The 19,410-nt window shown below is 48.6% G+C and carries 12 protein-coding genes and 2 tRNA genes; 1 reads left to right on the forward strand and 13 read right to left on the reverse strand.

Features of this window, described 5'->3' with window-relative positions; genetic code table 11:
- Window positions 1-8 precede the first annotated feature (8 nt).
- The 5 genes from QWI17_RS10980 to QWI17_RS11000 all read right to left on the reverse strand — a co-directional run bounded on the left by QWI17_RS10980 (window position 9) and on the right by QWI17_RS11000 (window position 6,765).
- Window positions 9-1,253, reverse strand: coding sequence for a glycoside hydrolase family 5 protein (locus QWI17_RS10980; RefSeq protein WP_302722551.1), 1,245 nt, complete (start codon window positions 1,251-1,253; stop codon window positions 9-11).
- A 167-nt stretch (window positions 1,254-1,420) separates the two neighbouring features.
- Entirely contained in the window at window positions 1,421-1,621 is a 201-nt protein-coding gene (locus QWI17_RS10985) for a hypothetical protein (RefSeq protein WP_302722552.1), read from the reverse strand.
- A 67-nt stretch (window positions 1,622-1,688) separates the two neighbouring features.
- A complete protein-coding gene (locus tag QWI17_RS10990) occupies window positions 1,689-2,306 on the reverse strand; it encodes an FMN-binding negative transcriptional regulator (protein ID WP_302722553.1) in 618 nt (205 codons plus the stop codon).
- Between the two features lie 94 nt (window positions 2,307-2,400).
- A complete protein-coding gene (locus QWI17_RS10995; protein WP_302722554.1) occupies window positions 2,401-5,541 on the reverse strand; it encodes an efflux RND transporter permease subunit in 3,141 nt (1,046 codons plus the stop codon).
- A 3-nt stretch (window positions 5,542-5,544) separates the two neighbouring features.
- Window positions 5,545-6,765 (reverse strand): efflux RND transporter periplasmic adaptor subunit, encoded by a 1,221-nt coding sequence (locus QWI17_RS11000; RefSeq protein ID WP_302722555.1) that lies wholly within the window; start codon window positions 6,763-6,765, stop codon window positions 5,545-5,547.
- A gap of 220 nt (window positions 6,766-6,985) precedes the next feature.
- Here QWI17_RS11000 and QWI17_RS11005 point away from each other — a divergent pair, with 220 nt between their 5' ends.
- Window positions 6,986-7,441, forward strand: coding sequence for a SirB2 family protein (locus QWI17_RS11005; protein WP_302722556.1), 456 nt, complete (start codon window positions 6,986-6,988; stop codon window positions 7,439-7,441).
- Window positions 7,442-7,933: 492 nt separating this feature from the next.
- Here QWI17_RS11005 and QWI17_RS11010 read toward each other — a convergent pair.
- From QWI17_RS11010 to QWI17_RS11045, 8 genes are all read right to left on the reverse strand, one after another.
- Window positions 7,934-8,022, reverse strand: a tRNA-Leu gene (locus QWI17_RS11010).
- Between the two features lie 245 nt (window positions 8,023-8,267).
- A tRNA-Cys gene (locus QWI17_RS11015) sits at window positions 8,268-8,341 on the reverse strand.
- Between the two features lie 124 nt (window positions 8,342-8,465).
- A complete protein-coding gene (pgsA, locus tag QWI17_RS11020; protein WP_302722557.1) occupies window positions 8,466-9,095 on the reverse strand; it encodes a CDP-diacylglycerol--glycerol-3-phosphate 3-phosphatidyltransferase in 630 nt (209 codons plus the stop codon).
- Between the two features lie 625 nt (window positions 9,096-9,720).
- Entirely contained in the window at window positions 9,721-10,839 is a 1,119-nt protein-coding gene (locus QWI17_RS11025; protein ID WP_302722558.1) for a response regulator, read from the reverse strand.
- Window positions 10,840-10,860: 21 nt separating this feature from the next.
- Complete coding sequence (locus QWI17_RS11030; RefSeq protein ID WP_302722559.1) at window positions 10,861-11,259, reverse strand: response regulator; 399 nt, start codon at window positions 11,257-11,259, stop codon at window positions 10,861-10,863.
- A gap of 3 nt (window positions 11,260-11,262) precedes the next feature.
- Window positions 11,263-17,682: a response regulator gene (locus QWI17_RS11035; RefSeq protein WP_302722560.1), complete on the reverse strand. Its 6,420-nt coding sequence runs from the start codon at window positions 17,680-17,682 to the stop codon at window positions 11,263-11,265.
- Window positions 17,679-18,467 carry a substrate-binding periplasmic protein gene (locus QWI17_RS11040; RefSeq protein ID WP_302722561.1) on the reverse strand — a complete coding sequence of 263 codons (789 nt, stop codon included), beginning with the start codon at window positions 18,465-18,467 and terminating at the stop codon, window positions 17,679-17,681. The genes QWI17_RS11035 and QWI17_RS11040 overlap by 4 nt, the downstream gene beginning before the upstream one ends.
- A 469-nt stretch (window positions 18,468-18,936) precedes the next feature.
- Window positions 18,937-19,353 (reverse strand): GNAT family N-acetyltransferase, encoded by a 417-nt coding sequence (locus tag QWI17_RS11045; RefSeq protein ID WP_302722562.1) that lies wholly within the window; start codon window positions 19,351-19,353, stop codon window positions 18,937-18,939.
- Between the last annotated feature and the right edge of the window lie 57 nt (window positions 19,354-19,410).

Genomic DNA, 19,410 nt, shown 5'->3' on the forward strand with positions numbered 1-19,410 from the left:
CTATCGTGTTACTGAGTTATCAATTCGATAAGATCTGGGTACACTTGCTCCGCGGTGGTACGGTTAAACAGTCCGAAACCAGTATCACCGGTAAAACCATTGTCCCAGTACATTGGTACCATTTGATTGGCCAGCGCCGCCTGAGTGATATAGTCGTTCCAGGCATTGCGAAATATTTCGTGGCCGTCAACACCCTCTCGATGAAAGGCACCGTACTCACCCAAAATAACGCCGATCCCATTATCGACGAATTTGCTTTTCATGCGTCCAAACTGGGTGTCCACATAGCTTTCATTGGCCCAGGTTTCGGTGGCACCGGCATCCGTGGCGCCTGCCCCCCACTGGGTAATTTGGCTATCGCCATTCAGCGTGAAATTAAACGGATCGTAATAATGCACTTCTACCAATAACTTATCCGTAGCACTGTCATCAGGCAGCTCAAAAAAGTTTATGGTGTGATCAATGTTGGTGTTAAAACCCTGTACAGCCAAAAAGCGTTCGCTGTTATTGCCGCCAGTTGCTCGCACCGTATCAACACATATCTGATTGAACCCGTTTTGTACGGTGTAATATTCTTCGATTGGCGTGCCGTAATCGCCCTCTACCATCACTTCATTGGTACAGGCAAACACTAGATTCTGATCGAACTCGCTGAAATGTGTTGCGATCTGCTGCCACATGATTTCCATACGATTATTGACGTAGGCTTGCTCGGCGTAGGTAGGCTGCATCCAACCTCCATCCCAGTGCATATTGATCATGACCATTAGCTCGGCATCCAGGGCATAAGTAACAACCTCCTCAACACGCGCAAGCCAGGTGGGGTCAATGACGAAATTAGGCTCGTCGGAAAATTGACTCCAGGCCACGGGTAAGCGCACGTTATCGAAACCGGCCGCTTTTACCGCTTGCATTAACTCCGGCGTCGCCTTTGGGTTACCCCAAGCAGTTTCGCCCCCCACGGCCTCTAGGGTATTCCCCAGGTTCCAGCCGACGCCCATGCTGGCACTAAACTCGACACTGGTGATGCCGGTACTGCTCTGACTCGACTCACTGCTACTGGAGCTTGCAGAAGACTCAGAGGACGAAGATTCTGACGACTCTTCTGAAGACTCAGAAGAGCTACTTTCAATACTTGAACTTGATGATGACTGCACAGGGGTGCTGCTGGCACCACCGGTACTGCCACCACTGCCGCATGCACCGAGTAATAAGAGTGCGGCAATAGCCGCAAAAAAGTTTAGTATCCTCACAAAATCTCCACTTTATTGTTTATTATCATTAACTTAGCGAGGCTTGCATTAAAATCTAACCACGTACCTGCCAAGCGGTGACACGGCTGTCAGCGAAAGCTGGAGATTATTTTATATTTAAACCATTTTTTATACAATAAAATATGTGCTAATGGCGGCTATACTAGTTAAGGCATCTGGGCGTCGCGCTTGGCGGCGGCTTCTTGTATGTCTTTCTCCAAATCCTGAGCGGTTTGATGGGCTTGGATTTGATCATCAAAAATCGTACTGGAGCTCTGAGCCGAGCTATCACTTTTACCGACATCACAGCCTGTACCTACGATAGCGCTCAACAAAAGAGTTATTGTCATTGCGATGTGATTTTTCATAAATATCCCAGTAATTGCGAATTAATCATTGTGCCAGATCTGAGAATAGCAGATAAATAGGGCCGGCCTACTCTTTGGGCGGCATCCAGTTTGCCAAGTCATTTAGCCCCTGTGCGCGCAAGTATTGTCTAACCCCTTCGCGATTTTCCAGAGGTTGATTCTGGCTCGCCTTATTTTTGCCTTCAATTGTGTCGATACATACCTCTAAGCCAACGATACTTTGGGTGAGCTTTTCGATAAAGGGCTCGGGCGCATCAGCTACACGCCATGGCTGCACTAATCCAGCTTCTTGCTCATCGGTAAGCTGACTGATTTGACGCAACAGCCACTCCCCTTCATGAATAACACTGACCACTCCCCTAACGTGAACGGCACTGTAATTCCAAGTCGGGACCACCATGCCATGCTCTGCTTTGGTTGGGTAGGCGCTGGGTGAGATATACCCATCGGGGCCGTTAAAAACAACCAAGGCATTGCACCCTGCCAGACTTTTCCATATGGGGTTGGCTTTGGCTATGTGGCCTTCTAGCTTTAACACACCATCGCGCTCGGTAAGTATAAAGGGCGAGTGCTGAGCGACAATTTCGCCATCAACATCGGCACAAAGCGTAGCAAAGCTCCGCTTTCGGATAAAGCTGAGTAACGTTTGTTGATCGGTCAGTGCAAATGGCTTAGGTGTATACATGCTGCTCCTTAATGAATGTTTTCTATAAGCATTAAACGAAAAAAAGCCCCAGACAGCAAACGCTGCGGGGCTTTTTATAAATAGTAAAACTACATTAGGAACTCAGCTCAGCGGTTTCGACGGAGGAGTCACCTCCTTTACCCAGGCGCCTGGCAACCATGGCTTTGGTTCGATCGCCAATGTAATAGACACAAGGCACCAAAAACAGGGTCACTACCGATGAAAACAACACACCAAAAGACAGGGATATCACCATAGGTTTCAAGAACTGCGCCTGTAAACTGCGTTCAAACAGAATGGGCATCAAACCAATAAAAGTGGTTAAGGAGGTCAAAACAATCGGCCTAAACCGATCAACACCCGCCTTTAACACCGCATTCAGTGATGTTTCACCACGACTGCGCAAGGTATTAATACGCTCCAGTAACACCAGATTGTCATTGACGACCACACCTGAGCACGCCAGGAAGCCAAAACCCGAAAACAAGCTAAAGTCCACGCCTACAATAAGATGCCCCAATACTGCACCCACAAAACCAAAGGGTACGGCCAACATAACCAAGAGCGGTTGGAACAGTGAGCGGAATGCAATGGCGAATATTGCCATCACGGCAACGAACACCTTGAGGAAGTTCAACGCGAAGTTATCACCAAACTGCGCTTGCGAGCGCAATGCGCCATCCAGCGACAAATTAAACCCAAGGTAGTCCCGACGCCACTGATCTAGATTAGCATTTAACAACTCCTGAGCAATTTGATTAGCATCATGCCCATCTTCCACTTCTGCCGTGATGGATATATTACGCTTGCGATCAACCCGGCGAATGGTGCTGGTACCGGGCACCAGGTTAATTTCCGCCACCGCGGCTATAGGCAGCTCTCGACCGTCACTGGTTCTAATACGAATATTATCCAGAGTATCCAGAGTACTTCGCTCCTCAAAGGTATAGCGCAACATAACCCGAACATCTTCTTTAGCGCGCGGTATTCGCTGAATTTCAACACCGTAAAAACCTTGGCGAACCTGTGTCGCGACATCACTCAAAGTAATGCCCAGTGATTGCGCGTACGGCTTAAGCTCAACCTCTACCTCAGTGCGTTCGGTATCGAGATTATTACGCACATTATAAACGCCCGGATAAGCTTCTAACGCGGTGGCAATTTTTGAGATGGCACCTTCTTGTAGCTCGCGCCGGTTATCCAACATGCTCATGTTAAGCGTAATATCAGCGCCACCACCTGCCAAAGTAGAGCTCAATGAATAGCTTTTCGCCTCTGGTAGTGGCCCGATTTTCTCACGCAGCTTATCGGATATTTGTTGAGCCGAAACATGACGCACTTCTTCCTCGGTCAAGCCAATAAAAATCGATGCATTGGTAGCGTTCAATGTTCGATTGACTTCGCGAATAAATTCATCGCCGCGGTTGGCTTCGAGCAGCTCCTCATCCTGGCTAACCAACTCTATCTGATCACGAACATACTGAGCTGTGCGTTCGGTTTGCGAAAACGGCGCACCTTCCGAGAACTCGATATTGACCTGAATCGCAGCATTGGGCACTTGCGGAAAGAAGGATGTGTTTACCCAACCTGCCACAACAATAGTCACTGCAATAGCGAAGATGAACGTGAACCCCAAAAAGGTGCTGCCTTTACGCTGCAGCATTTTGCCTAGCGCAGGCTGGTAGCGATCGTTAGCAAAGCGCTCCATACCGTCGGAGAACATATGACGAACCCGGCTCATTGCGCGCCCGACACTGAACCGACTAGGCGTTTCTGGCTTCAGATGCGACAGGTGCGACGGAAGTACAAGTAACGACTCGATTAAAGAAAAAACCAAACACAGAAACACAACCCAAAATATAGAACGGGTGTACACCACAATATCCGAGGGCACATCGATCATGGGCAAGAAAAACACTATTGTACTCACCACCGCTAAAAACACAGGACGAAGCACGGTACGGGTACCTGACACTGAAGCCAACTCACCGGTTTCTCCTCGCTGCTGATGACGATAAATACTTTCACCAACAATAATCGCATCATCCACCACAATCCCCAGTACCATCAAAAATGCAAACATAGATAGCATATTGATGGACACACCGAGGTACGGTAACAGCCAAATAGAACCGGCAAATGTGGTAGCGATACCCGCGACGACCCAAAGTGCCAACATCGGCCGCAAGAACAGCATAAGAATGATGAACACTAAAAATAAACCGCTCACGGCGTTATCGGTCAGCATGTTAAAGCGGCTGTCGAATATATCTTTAGCTTCGTAGTTAATTTTAAGCTCCACGCCCGGAGGCAAAAGCTCACGGAATTCTTTTATGTATTGACGAGCATTCTCCGTTCCTTCAAACAGTAAAGGATCATCACTCATTTTTACTTCTAAGTTGACACCGGGCTTACCATTCATAAAGAAGGATACGTTTTGCTCGGTAAAGCCATCGTCGATATGCGCAATATCCGTCAACATTAAACGGCTGCCGTCGCGACCGCTGCGCACGACAATGTCGGCGAAATCTCGGTAATCGTAAGCTTGCGCACGGGTTTGAATCTGAATATCGCCGTCTTTGGAGCGAATTAGCCCGGCAGGCACATTCAATGAAGCGCCACGTATAGCGTTGGCTACCTCGTCAAAGCTCAGGTTATAACGGCGCAAGGTATCTTCAGATACTTCTATGCTGACTTCGTCATTTTTTACACCATTAATACTGACTTCCGACACACCTTCAAGCAGCGACATTTCATCGCGAATTTGATAAGCCCAGTTCTTTAGCTGGCGCCGGTCAGCATCACCGTACAGCGCCACCCACATCAGTGTTTCGCGAAACACAAACTGGCTAACTACAGGTCTCTCCGCTGAAGGCGGAAACGTATTAATCGCATCCACACGGCCTTTAATATCATTTAACAGTTCACGCAGGTCCGAGCCTTCATTGACTTGCACCGTCACATTACCAAAGCCCTCACGGGACTCAGATGTGATTTGGTAAATGCCGGGCAAGTCGGCAATGGCCTCTTCAATACGCACAACAATTTGCTGCTCTACCTCTGCCGGCGCGGCGCTTGGATAAGGCATACCAATATTGATGATATTGGCTTCGTAGCGTGGAAAAGCTTCTTTTTCAACAGCTGAATAACTTACAAAACCGCCCACTAACATGGCCAGCATCAACAGATTTGCCGCTATTGGGTTGCCCACAAACCATTTAACTAATCCTCTCATGGCTTAGTCCTCCGCCTTCGCCGCGGCACCAGGTTGCTCACTTACCACGGCTACCTGAGCCGGCGCGGCGCTGTCAGTCGGTTTATCATCAACCAGTGGGTCAACGACAGAGCCAATTGGTGTCAGGCTTTGCTTCTCCAAACTCACCAGAGTGTCGGCAGCCAAGTCGCCTTTTACCCAGACGTAGTCCGCATTTTTACGCAGCACACGTACTTGTGTTTGCTCAATTTCATTATCACCGTTTAGTGTTAATAACTGGTTGCGTTTAAACAATGCACTGCGTGGCAGCTTCACAACGTTGTCAATGGCTTTACCATTGATCAATACTTCAACGAACAAACCCGGAAGCAAGGGAGTTTCTGCCGCAAATGGATCAACCACCTCTACCACAGCGTTGTACATGCGCGACTGGGTATCGACGAAAGCGTCGGTGCGCACCAAGTGACCTAACCACTGTGTTTCATGCCCGGCAACGACACCCCGCACGATAACCTCTGGGCGCTGATCTACACTGATTGACTGGATCAGGGGCAAATCAATCAAAGCGGCCTGCTGTTCCGTCAAAGGCACCCGAACTTCAACCACCGATGAATCGTAAACCGTTGCCAACTGCGTACCGACCGACACATACTGCCCCAAATCAACCATGGTTTCTTTCACCCGACCAGCAAACGGTACGGTAATACGGGTACGTTCCAGATTCAGACTCGCAACCTCTAAATCAGCCTTCGCTGCCGCCAATGCGGCACTGGCTGCCGCCAGCTGTGGTTTGCGCATAAACAAATCATTAGCGCTTTCATCACCTAAATCACGCCACTCGCGTTTGGCTTGTCTGCTGACCCCTTCTTCCTGCGCCAACCGCTGCTCCGCTTCAGCCAAGCGTGACTGTGCACTCAACAGTGCTGCGCGGTAATCGCGATCATCGATTTGTATCAGCAGCTCTTGTGTGTCAAAGAACCCACCATCCGTAAAACTGTTTTCAACCTTGACCACTTGCCCTGACACTTGAGCCACGAGATTGATCTCTCGTTTTGGTGTGACGGTACCTTGAGCGGTAACCGCTAAATTTTCCGTATTAGGGGTTGCTGGTGTTACATCCACCTGGACGTTAGCAGGCTCCCCGGGAGCGGGTCTTGGCGTCGGCTTTGGCTTAGCGACAACCAACATAGAAATGGTGACCACGCCAACGACAGCAATAACAATTGGCAATACAAACTTTTTCATGGTGAACTCCCGTGGAGTGGCTCTAATACGGTTTTATAGGGTTTGATTAGGTATGTAAGCACTATAACGGGAACACATGGTTCCCTACCTCTTCTTTCACGTTAAAGACGCACTTTAGGACAAAAAAGTTGCAAATAATGACAAAAAAGATGGCAAAACACTTTTATCTGTTAAATCCTACAAATAATCGAACAATATACAGAGACTTGCTAGAATCAGATTGTTATATAAAGATGTGGCTGCCCACGCATTAGCCGTACCGAGTACAATTACCACCGACGCTGTTAACTCACAAATCAAACATGGACTTTCTATGTATATTGCTCTTAAACATTCCCACATGCTCCTTGTAGCCATTTCCGTTTTGTTGTTTTTCACCCGTTACATCAGCAGCGAAGTGGGAGCACAATTTGTTAAAGCAAAGTTCTTTAAAATCGCTCCTCACATTGTCGACACACTGCTTCTGGCAACTGGAATTGCGCTTATATTTACAGTGGGCTATTCCCTCTGGCCAATCAATTGGCTCACGGTAAAAATCGCGCTTGTGGTGGCCTACATAATTGCCGGCACCGTGGCAATGAAAGGAGCGGGTAAAGGTAAACGCAGGGTTGCGGCTTTGGTGGCTCTTATATGCATTATGGGAATTTTACATCTGGCCCTGAGTAAGAGCTTTTAATTGACGCCAAGTTTAGAAAGAGCAGTTGGCAGCCAGATAGCATGACCCTATTTGGCTGCCATAAATACCTTCTTAGCCCCTGAGCTCGCGCTACTCAACACAATACGTTACAACCCCTACCCCACGCTTGATTGCAGTGCGAACCCATTGCTCCGACAAATGCTCCTGCAATGTCGGCATACCGTATATCCATATACATAACCGGTTCCTTTCTGGCCCACACTACAGGGTACCCAGTTATGATCGAGATATTAGGGAACTACAAGGGAATAAATGGTGCCCGGAGCCGGAGAAATTTGCCGGGAGCAAATTTAGGCAGCTTTGCTGGCCCAAAGGGCTGAGCACACGGACAAGATGAATATCGCGCAGCGATAGAGAATGTGGCCCGGGCCATGTGCGACCCCATTGAAGCGGGGACCGGTTCAATTCTGGCCCACACTACAGGGTACCCAGTTAAGATCTAGATGCTAAAGGACTACAAGGGGAAATAAATGGTGCCCGGAGCCGGAATTGAACCGGCACGACCAGCAAAGGTCGGCAGATTTTAAGTCTGCTGTGTCTACCAATTCCACCACCCGGGCTATTCGGCATCTCTTTAAAAACAGAGAACTAACTGATTGTGTTGCAACGCTCCGCGTTGACTGCAGTGGCCGCTTCCGACGTCCTGTCTCTCGCGACACTTGTGCTTCCTGCACATCGATCGCTACCGACTCCTGTCTCTCGCGACACTTGTGCGTCCTGCACATCGTTTACCCTATCCCTGCTTGGGTTCGGGTACAGCTTTAAAAGCTGACGTTTCTCTGCCAGAAAACCTGGACAAGGAAATTGGAGGCGCGACCCGGAGTCGAACCGGGCTACGTGGATTTGCAATCCAGTGCATAACCGCTTTGCTATCGCGCCGTAAAGAGGGCGGCATTCTAGCCCATAATGGAACCTGTGCCTACCTCTATTTGTGAAAAAATACTGATCTTCAAGGGCTAACTGCCTGATTATTAAGCAATTAGGTGTTTACCCCCCAAGGCCGTTAGGGGCCCGGCGGGTTTTCGTCAGTCTTAATGGGTTGCTCTTGCACTGCACCCTCGTCTTGAGGTGCACCCTGGCTATCTGCGGCTCCCATTTCGGCAAGCAAAAATGGCGCTGCCGCCTTCAAATAAAGCACCATAGACCACAGCGTAAGCGCCGTTGCCGCCACCAAAGCAATAAATCCGGCCCAGTTCAACCAGGTAAAATCTGCCAGCAGCACAATCAACGCCACCATTTGCAATGTGGTTTTGATCTTGCCGATATAGGAAACGGCAACACTTGCGCGCTGCCCCAGCTCGGCCATCCATTCCCGCAAGGCTGAAATAACAATTTCGCGCCCCACAATCACCACGGCGCAAACGGCAAACCAAGCCTTGGGGTGCAGAGTCACTAACAGTACGAGCGCTATAACCACCATCAGCTTATCAGCCACCGGATCGAGGAATGCGCCAAGCTTGGTGCTTTGATTGTACTTACGTGCAACATAGCCATCAGCCCAGTCCGTGATTGCGGCGGCACTGAATATCAAAGCAGCTAAAAAGTGCGCACCTTGGAACGGCAGGAAAAATACCAATACAAACAGGGGGATAAGTGCAATTCGAAGTAATGTCAGTCGGTTGGCCAGAGTCATACAGCGGGCTTCTAGTTAAAACTGAATGGGGCGACTAGTGTAAATCACCGTTTGATGGCCGAATGATACACCAGTTAGAGCGGCTTTGATCAAGTATATCAAAGTAAAATCGTTGGGCGAGTATTACTACATTAAAGCTACCCGACGGACACATTCAGTTCGATGGGGGCCACAGAAGGCCTACTCTTTATGGCCACACAACTGCCAACGGTTTACTGCAAGTGTAGGCAAAGGTGTCAAAAGCCAGAAAATATAGATATTTCAATGGGTTACAAAAACACTTCTGTATTTTAAGCGGCGTTCAGCCAACCTGTGAATTTAGCCAGCCACTACTTTATCAAGCCTACATATGGGCTATGGTCGGGAGATAACGACTCAAATGACGCTTAATCATCCTGTTTTAGCTTCAGAGCCTCCAACGCCATTTTCTTGAGTGACTTTTTGTTTTCGAGATACATAAGAAACATTACAAAACTCGTACCAAAAATCACACAAACACTCAAAAAACCCCACAGATTAAAACACATAGCTTTTCCTCGGCACCTTCGCGGCACATTGCATTCACATTATGATCCAGCAGAAAATTGATCATATTTTAGCCGCAAAACGCGCAGCATCCAGCTTGTTATAATTTATTCGTATTTGCCTGAACGTCCTCTTCGGAGTCAGCGTAAGTCTCAGCTATCTTCCGGCACTCTTCCGATATTTCCAAAAAGGCATCAAGCATATCCGGATCAAAGTGGGAGCCCCGCCCTTCTCGCATAATGCCAATAGACTTTTCATGGGAAAATGGCGGCTTGTATACACGCCGGCTAATAAGCGCGTCATACACATCCGCTATCGCCATTAATCGTGCCGACATGGGAATATCATCACCGGACAACCCTTCCGGATAACCAGATCCGTCCCACTTTTCTTGGTGAGAGTAGGCAATCTCTTTGGCAATGGTGAGAAAACCACTGGGTTCAGACAGTTTTTTCTCTGCCGCCGCCAATGCATCCCGGCCATAAACCGTATGCAACTTCATAATCTCAAACTCTTCGTCGGTAAGCTTGCCGGGCTTAAGCAAAATAGCATCTGGGACGCCCACCTTACCAATATCGTGCAGCGGGGCCGATTTAAACAGTAACGTGATTTTTTCAGGCGATAAGTCATCTTTAAAACGCGGATGATCGCTCAGCTTCTCGGCCAGCAATTTTACATACCACTGTGTACGCCGGATGTGGTTTCCAGTCTCTGGGTCACGCGATTCAGCAAGTGCGCCCATCGCCTCCATCGCGACATCCTGAAGCTCCCCCATTTTTTTGGTGCGGTCCTGCACCTTGTCTTCGAGGATATGATTCTGATACTGAAGGACATCTCTGGCTTCTTTTAAAGTCAGATGATTTTTCACACGCTCCAATACAATGGGCGGACTAATAGGTTTGGTAATATAGTCCACGGCACCGATGGCTAAGCCTCGGGTTTCATCTTCTACCGTGACTTTTGCGGTCAAGAACATCACCGGAATATCAACCGTTGCGGAATCGGCCTTCAGCCTTTCACAAACTTCGTAGCCATCCATGCCGGGCATCATAATATCGAGCAGGATTAAATCTGGCGGTGGGTCCGCCTTGGCAAGCTTGAGCGCCTTCTCTCCATTGGTGGCAATTTTAACTTGATAGCGATCCTTCAGTACGCCATTCAACAGCGAGACGTTAGCTGGGGTATCATCGACAATAAGTACTGTTTTTTTCGAACTCATGACAATAACCTTTACGTCGTTTTAGTCCGAACTCGACTGAATGCTTTTGAGGTGTTCTGTCACCCAGATGCACACCATGGTGACATCAATTGGCTTATCGATAAAATCTATGGCTCCTAACGCCAAACCTTTAGAGCGAGAGTCCTGATTATTTTTTCCACTCAAGAATATAACGGGAATATGCTGTGTCTCCGGATCTGCCTTTAAACGCTCACACACCTCAAAGCCATCCATTTCAGGCATCATAATATCGAGCAGGATTAAATCGGGCTTGGGCTCTCGCGCTGCAATTTCCAATGCCTTGGCACCGCTGGTAGCAACCTTAGTTTGGTACTTTTCCTTTAAGGCACTGTTCAACAGTTTAATATTGGCAGGTGCGTCGTCAACCAGCAATAACGTCTTTTGTTTACTCTCAGTCATTCTTCATTCCTCAACCAAAGGTGACGCGCGAACAATTATTGCCGCCTGCTCGAAGTCAAAGTTTTCAATAGCGTCTACAAGCGCATCAAAAGTGGGCTGGTCAAGCGCGTTCGCCAAGCCCACCTTTGATTCGTCAAAAAAGTCGGCGGCCTCGCCATCGTCACTGTCCAACAATGCCAGCAGTTTTGCAATATCGGGGGATGACACCGCGGGTAGCTCCGCCTGCATCAGGGCCACCACCTCTAATGCAGCCTCGTAGTCAAAACTTTCAATACAATCGGCCAGATCAGACACATGTGCCGACGTGGTACAACTTTGCAATGCGAAGCGATTGTCAATAAAACAATCTTCGGCCTCCCCGTCATCATCTTCAAGTAATTGTCTCAATCTAGTCAGTATAGCGCCTACCTCTGCCACCGAAACAGTGTCGGCGCTTGCTTCGGCACTGGACTCAAGAGCACTCTCCTCGAAAGCCTGTAAATCCCGCAGCATAGTGTCAAGCTTTGCGGCAAGCTCAGGTAACAACGCCTGCGCCTGAGTCGAATTTTCTTGCTCCAGCGCCTGCTCCAGGTCTTGCGCGGCCCTCTGAATATCGATGGCCCCCAAACTGGCCGAAACACCTTTTGTTGTATGCGCTACCCTTTCTGCCGTTTTATAGTCTCCGCTGGCGAGTGCAGCGCCTATTTCGTTCGTCGCGCCCGACTGGTCCTTAATAAAACGGCGAATAAGATCGCGATAGAGCTTTCTGTTACCCGCAAGATGGCTTAACCCTTCTACCGTATCGAGCCCTTCCACCTCCGGTAGAGCGATCATTTCTTGATCTGGGCTGGGCTGTTGCGCCGAATCAACCTGCCCTAACCCGGGCCGGGGTTTGATCCACTGTGCCAATGCCTTATACAATTCTGCAGGGTTAATTGGCTTGGCGACGTGATCTTGCATCCCCGCCTCAAGACACCTCTCTTTGTCTCCGGCCATTGCATTTGCCGTCATAGCAACAATAGGCAGCGACTCAAAACGCTCATCTCGCCTAATACATCTGGACGCCTCAATCCCATCCATTACCGGCATTTGTAAATCCATAAGGACAATGTCGTAATGGTTCTCAGCGATTTTCTCGACCGCGATCTTGCCGTTATCGGCCACTTCGACTGTCATGCCGGCGCGCTCAAGCAGCTCGGTCGCCACTTGTTGATTAATTTCGTTATCTTCAACCAATAAAATGCTGGCGCCGGATACAGCTGCGGCAACAGATTGCTCACTGGCATCGGCTTTGCCAGCGCCTGACGTTGCCGATTCTATACCGAGCGCTAGCATCACCGAATCAAGTACTGATGAAACTGAGGCAGGTTTACTTAATATACCCGCCACTGAATTGCCTACTCTGCGCAACATATCGTTGGTGTCGTAGGAAGTCACCATAATAACTTTCGGTGGCGATTTTAGTTGCAAAGAGTGTGTCAGTGCATGGTTGACTTCAATACCATCCATACCTGGCATTTTCCAGTCTAGAAATACAACCCGGAACGGCTCCCCCAGATCATCGCGTTGCTGCACCAGAGCCAAAGCCTCTTTACCGGATGAGGCAACAGTTGGCTCAAAGGTAAGCGATTCGGCTGCATGTTGCATAACCTGCCTTGCCGCTGGGCTGTCATCTACGACTAAAACTGGAAGACCAAGCAATACTGAGTCTGGCAGTTCCCGTTGTGTTTCGGCCTCACTATTAATAACAAACTGTGCTGTAAACGCAAAAGTACTGCCTTTACCCTGTTCACTTTCGACCCATATTTCGCCGCCCATAAGCTGCGTAAGCTGTTTGCTAATACTCAACCCCAATCCGGTGCCGCCGTACTTGCGCGTGGTTGAAGCATCGGCCTGGCTGAACGACTGGAACAAATTCGCCACTTGTGCGGGTGTCATCCCAATGCCGGTATCAGACACGGAAAATTGCAATACAACGGAATCCTCAAGCCATTCTTTCACACCAATGCCAATGACGATTTCACCACTTTCAGTAAATTTCACCGCATTGTTTACCAGGTTAATTAAAATTTGCCCCAGCCTCAGCGGATCACCTTCTAGCCCCGATGGCACCTCCGGGTCAAGATCAATCAAAAATTCAAGATCTTTCTCCTGAACCTTTACTTGCATCAAGCTGGCAAGATTACTGATGGTCTCTTCTAAGCTGAAAGGAATGGTTTCAAGCTCTAACTTTCCTGCTTCAATTTTCGAAAAGTCGAGAATGTCATTAATAATACCCAGCAAGGCATTTGCAGCAGAATTTATTTTGTTGACGTAATCTTCTTGTCGCGGCGACAGCTCAGTTTGCAGAGCGAGATAGCTCATCCCAATAATGGCGTTCATCGGAGTGCGAATTTCATGGGACATATTTGCCAGGAAATCACTTTTCGCCCGATTAGCGTCGTTGGCCTGTTCGCGAGCTTTTACCAACTCCGTAATATCTGTTGATACTCCTCCCAAAGCCAAAAATTCACCGTCCACATCGTACACCGGAAATTTATAAGTGATGTAGGTGCTTACGCTGCCGTCGGTGTTATGTAGAGTTTCTTCTAGCTGAATCGTCTCACCTTGCTCGATAGCTTCTAAGTCGGCCATTCTAAAGCGCTCAGCGTCTTCCTTAGGCTGCAAATCAAAATCTGTTTTGTTGAGCGCAAAGTCATGGTCAAGCTGCATCACTTGTTCCCACACCTTGTTCACCAACATATAACGTCCCTCACGGTCTTTGAGGTATATTAACGCTGGAGAATTATCCAATACCGACTGCAACAACTTTCTTGATTCGGCCAGCGCCTTTTCTGCTTTCTTGCGGGCTGTAATATCGCGCAGTGACGTAATGATCATTGCGCCAGTTTCAGCTTCGATCAAGCTTATACTGATTTCGACAGGCACTCGATTTTCAAACTTTGTCAGCGCGAGTAATTCTCGCCCTTCACCGGCCACTGCATTGCCTTGTGCGTTGACATAGGCATTGCAATAATCTTGGTATGGCTTTTTACTTTGCGGGCAAAACAACACTTCAATAGAGCGCTGCGTGAGCTCGCTCCATTCATAGCCAAATAGCTCTTGGGCACGCTTGTTGATCATCAATATAGTGCCTTCAGAATCTGTCGCTACGATTGGGTCCGGTGTAGACTCCAAAAGGTTCTTAAACTGGTCTTTGCTTTTGCTGAGTTCAAGTGTTCGCTCTTCAACTTTATCTTCCAGCTCATCGCGCGCTTTCACCAAGGAGCGTGTAGCGCGATCGCCTATCCAGTTATTAATTCCCATTAGACTTAAGGACAGGAACAAAGTCGCGCCAAGCAATGCATACAGCGTATTGCGGGAAATAATGTAAGCCTCTAGCGCCTCTGACTCGTCCACCTCTGAGATGAGCCCCAAACCAAGCTCCGGCGCCCAGTGCCAGGCACTTAACACGGTTTCGCCGCGGTAGTCGAAAAAACCTTGAGTGCTCAGGCCAGTTTCGCCACGCGTTAATGCCGCTGCGGCGTGCGTTAAAGCGTTGTCATCACTGCCTATATCTGAAAAAGGTTTAACCTGAGCCGGATAAGACACCAGTAGCGACAGTGCCGTTCCGGCATCACTGGAGATAATATTTTGCTCCGCGAGTGTATTGATAAAACGACTTTCACTGAGCATCACACCGTGAGCGTTAACCGCATAAACCTCACCGGTTCGCCCTGTTCTGCCTCGAGCTAATATGGCCTCGAATGTATCTTTAGGTTCAACACTGGCAACAACTGCCCCTACGGCTCTGCCCGCATAGTCCAGTACCGGAGCGGCAAAGTATATTTCGACCTCTTGTGTGTTGGGATTAAGCATCGGTGGGATAAAAGCAACCTGCCCCATAAACACTTTGTCTTGCAAAATATCCATTAGGTGACTCACTGACGGGGCGGCTGGAAATACCGCCGTACCATCCGTTAACACCATAGATAAACGCCAGTCGTTATTATCCAGATTATGCTGGCTCAATAGAGCCTGCATTCCTAGCGTGGATGGGTTTCCTATGGAATGATCATTGGGCTGTTGCGAGGCAATCAGTGTTTGCAGGCCTTCCTCTCGAGCAATTAGGGTTACCAGTTGGAGCTGAGCTTTAATCCAATGCTGGAGCATTTCATGGGTAGCCTGAAGCACCGTCACCAAAGCCTGTCCCGCTCGATCGCGGGCAATCTTTTCTTCTCGCTCCAGGGAGTACCAAGTTAAACTGAGTATCACAATCAAAATCGTCATTAACGCCAGAATGCCAAATAGGCGCAAGTGACGAGACTTGTTTACGGTTAGAAATTTTTCGGCTCTGCGCGCCAAAAACCACACGACACCAAGAAATATCAACGCCAACCCTATCGTCAGCACCACAAATTTAACGATGGGTATTTCGTGAATTCCCGCAACGCCCTGGGCTGAGACTGAATCGCCTAATTCAATACTGATCCAGTGATTGCGAATGGCATCGCGTTGGGCAGGTGTAATATTTTCGATTACCTTATTAAGAATGCTAACCCATGTAGCCCAGTCGTCCCTTACCCCCATGCTTAATTCATATTGATACGCTGTGCGAAATGCCACCTGCAAATCAGTAAGGCCAAACTCATTAACGAGACTTAACGCCGAAAACTGATTTCCCAATATTGCATCGAGGTCACCGTCAGCAACATTCATTAGGCCGCTTTTGAGGCTATCGACAACAACAAAATCAATATCCGGAAAGTTACGTTGCGCCCACTCGGTGCTGGAATAACCATCGACAACGCCAAGTTTGCGTCCCAGCAAATCTTGCATACTTGTCATAGATTCGGCATGGTCCTCATGTGCAATAACCACGGACGGAATGCTTAAATAGCTATCGGTAAACAGCAGAAACTCTCGCCTGTTGTCTGTTGCAGCCATACCGGGCAGCATATCGATTGCTTTTTGCCGGGCTTTAGTCACCGTATCCGCCCAGGTATCCGCAGACGCGAGCTCGAACTTAATGCCCAACTGATCGCTGATTAAGCTGACGTAATCGGCTACAATTCCCGAGTACTGACCGTTGTCGTCGATAAACTCGAATGGGGCCCAGTCGGGGTCCGCCCCCACTTTAATAACCGGGTGCTGCAACAACCAGCTTTGCTCCTCCACACTAAGCTCTAGCGTCGATAGCGCTTTTGCTTTTACCAGCTCCTGACTCGGCCTTAACCAATTCGACAGTATTGCCAGCCGCTCTTCTGCGCTAACAGATGCTATCGCCTTGGTAATGATGCTATGCAACACCGGCTTGTGACCTGCGACCAACATTCTTAAAGGGTTCTGCCCCAAGTTACCCGGAAAAGACACCAAGCCAGAAAGCGCATTCTCTCGCAGGTAATATTCCACAACACTCTGAGAATCCATTGTCGCATCGGCGTCACCCGACAAAACCATTTCTATGGCATCCTGTATCGAATCGGTTTCGACAATCTTGATATCAGGCATTTTTGCTTTGACGATATCAATCGATGAGTAGCCAGCTGGTAGTGCAAGGGTTCTACCGGTCAAGGCCTCCATATTCGTAATGTCAGAGCCACGCTTAACAAACACATGCTCTTGTAGAATAAGATAGCTGGGCGTGTGCAAAGCATATTGACTTCTATCGGCAGAGAAATAAGCGGCCATCACCATATCAATGTCATGGTTGCGCAGCTTGGCATGTAACTCGGAGTAACTGGCGGGCTCGGAGTATTCGAACCCTAGCCCTGTTTTTTCTGCGATTAGATTAATAAAATCAACCGAAACACCAACGTAGGCTCCCTCCTTATCGGTGAAGTTAAACGGCGGCCAATCGAGCTCTTTACCCACAATAACTCGTGGATTCTCTTCTACCCAGGCAAGCTCTTCTTCGGTTAAACGCAGCTCGTTTGCGCCCGACGCCGTTGTGGAAAACGTACTGACAATCTGTGTTTGGTTGTAGGTGGCAAACTCCTCCCCCAATCGATCAATCGCCTCAACCAAAGCCCGCTTATTCTGCCTATAATCAGGTGATTCAAGAACGCTACGTGCGGCACTGATTTCTCGTTGTGCCATAAGCGCTTCAGCGCGGCTTTCCAACTTAACCAACGACTCGTTAATGGCCGCAATCAGTTCAATCTGCTTCTCCGAAGCGACCGGCGCCTTGACCAGCAACTCACTCAACGTATCTTCATAGCGTGTAGCCGCTACACGATAGCGCTCCAGCCAACGTTCATCCTCAGAATAGAGGTAAGTGGTTATGGCACTGGTAAGGATTTCATCTTGCAACTTAAGCGATTCGGTAAGCTGTATGAGGCCAGCCTGGCTCACGGGCTCTTCAGCTGACGCTACGCTGTCAGCCAGGCTGGCAACAGGCACAAGGCAAACTGACAACGTCAGCAACCATAAAATAACCGGCCGGGCCAACATCCGCTGAATCATTGCGCCACCTCCGCACCCGGTTTTGCCAGATTGAACTGGGTCATAATTTGCGCGTATTCTTCGCTGCTAACAAACCGGGCCAGCTCACGGTCCAGGTCATTGCGCAACTCAATCGCACCCGGGTACTTGCGGGAAACAGCCATATTAACAGGAAGCACATAGACCGACGGGGGGAGTACTTTAAATACATTCCCAATACCCAGCTGCTTTGCCTCAGCCATAAAATACTGTTGATTATTAAGCGCCACATCAAACTGGCCGGACAGCAGACCTTCCAGTTGCGCTTTAGAGTCCAAAACCGGTTCTTTGGTGAGAAAATCTGCAGCGTCGAATTCAGCCCCGTAAGTCCAGCCAAAAATGACACCGATTCGATAGCTGGCAAGATCTAATAGGTTGCCATCAAAATTGATTCGTGCGTCGGCGCGAACAATAATATCCTGAGTTTCATAGACGTGAGGTGTTGTGGTAAAAAGCGCAATTTTTGCCCGTTCTGATGTTTCAGTAAGGTTTATCATCACATCCTGACGGCCCGTTGCTATGGCTTCCAGGGCGGAGCGCATATCGCGATACTGGGTAATGCGCAGGTTGTAACCAAGACTGGCGAAAACCGATTTGGCAACCTCTACAGAGGCGCCAGAGAAGCTAGCATCGGCTTCTTTGCGGTAGAAGGGGTAAAAGTCATCGGCCACCGCAATGCGTATTACCGTATCTTCAGCGGTGGCTGTTTGCACTGAGCACACAGCGAGCACGCAAAAAATAACCATCCTAAACAATACGCGTTCCATGAGAAGCCCTGTGAATCGATTCACTCTCCATTATGCGGTAGTACGTCAGGCCGCTAATTCCGCGGCATAGGTCGACTGGCCAAGATTCTCTAGCTTACTCTCCTTTGATCAGCTGTGCAGAATAAGACCGCCTTTTACCTATACCAAAATCATATATGACAAAAGGCACTCTAGAAACAAAAATGAGCGAGATTTTCATAAATAAATGTGGAGATAGACGACAACTCACAGCTGGCGCATAAAATTAACAGCCGAGCCCACTCCTTGGCGTATTAGTCTGCATTCAGGGACTTATGTCCGAACGCATTAGATTAAAATAGACCGACCGTAAATCAAGCAAAACTTCTATCGCTTGTACTCACCCTACCGTTAAGTCAGTTTCCTACAATCAGTAAAAAAACAACAGGCCATTAAATGATTACGAGCCAGCCTGAAAGCCCGAGTACGCTTGAGGTTTTTCAATAGCCTGCTAACGACTAATACACTGATCACGATCTAAAACCCAACACCGCGGGTTCGATTGATACCCGACATGCGGGTAGTAATCATTGGCGGCCGGCGCTGCGATTAGGATGAGCTTACAATGGGCGCCTAACTGACGCTGCGTAAGCACCTGTAGCTGCCTGCCAACACCGCATTTCTGATAATCCGCATGCACCGCTAAATCCGACAAATAACACGCATAGTGAAAATCCGTCACACTGCGCGCAATACCCACCAACTTACCACCCCACCAGGCTGTTACCGTAAGATTGCTATTGGCCAACATTCCGGCCATGCAAACTCTATCGTCCACCGGGCGCCGCTCAGCAAGATTAGACGCCTTAAGAAGCTCAACAAATTGATCGGTCGATACCGGCGCATTTACTTTATATTCAATTTTCATATTGCTTAATGCATTTTCCTTTATGCTAATTACACAGATATGTCTATATCTGTAGGC

The sequence above is a fragment of the Gilvimarinus gilvus genome (assembly GCF_030518155.1).
Classification (GTDB): Bacteria; Pseudomonadota; Gammaproteobacteria; order Pseudomonadales; family Cellvibrionaceae; genus Gilvimarinus; species Gilvimarinus gilvus.

What these genes read in the sequence shown, in the direction of transcription:
- QWI17_RS10995 (WP_302722554.1), bottom strand. Translation starts at nt 5,541, where the DNA reads ATGAGAGGATTAGTTAAATGGTTTGTGGGCAACCCAATAGCGGCAAAT.
- QWI17_RS11025 (WP_302722558.1), bottom strand. Translation starts at nt 10,839, where the DNA reads ATGAGTTCGAAAAAAACAGTACTTATTGTCGATGATACCCCAGCTAAC.
- pgsA (WP_302722557.1), bottom strand. Translation starts at nt 9,095, where the DNA reads ATGACTCTGGCCAACCGACTGACATTACTTCGAATTGCACTTATCCCC.
- QWI17_RS11030 (WP_302722559.1), bottom strand. Translation starts at nt 11,259, where the DNA reads ATGACTGAGAGTAAACAAAAGACGTTATTGCTGGTTGACGACGCACCT.
- QWI17_RS11035 (WP_302722560.1), bottom strand. Translation starts at nt 17,682, where the DNA reads ATGATTCAGCGGATGTTGGCCCGGCCGGTTATTTTATGGTTGCTGACG.
- QWI17_RS11045 (WP_302722562.1), bottom strand. Translation starts at nt 19,353, where the DNA reads ATGAAAATTGAATATAAAGTAAATGCGCCGGTATCGACCGATCAATTT.
- QWI17_RS11000 (WP_302722555.1), bottom strand. Translation starts at nt 6,765, where the DNA reads ATGAAAAAGTTTGTATTGCCAATTGTTATTGCTGTCGTTGGCGTGGTC.
- QWI17_RS11040 (WP_302722561.1), bottom strand. Translation starts at nt 18,467, where the DNA reads ATGGAACGCGTATTGTTTAGGATGGTTATTTTTTGCGTGCTCGCTGTG.
- QWI17_RS10985 (WP_302722552.1), bottom strand. Translation starts at nt 1,621, where the DNA reads ATGAAAAATCACATCGCAATGACAATAACTCTTTTGTTGAGCGCTATC.
- QWI17_RS10990 (WP_302722553.1), bottom strand. Translation starts at nt 2,306, where the DNA reads ATGTATACACCTAAGCCATTTGCACTGACCGATCAACAAACGTTACTC.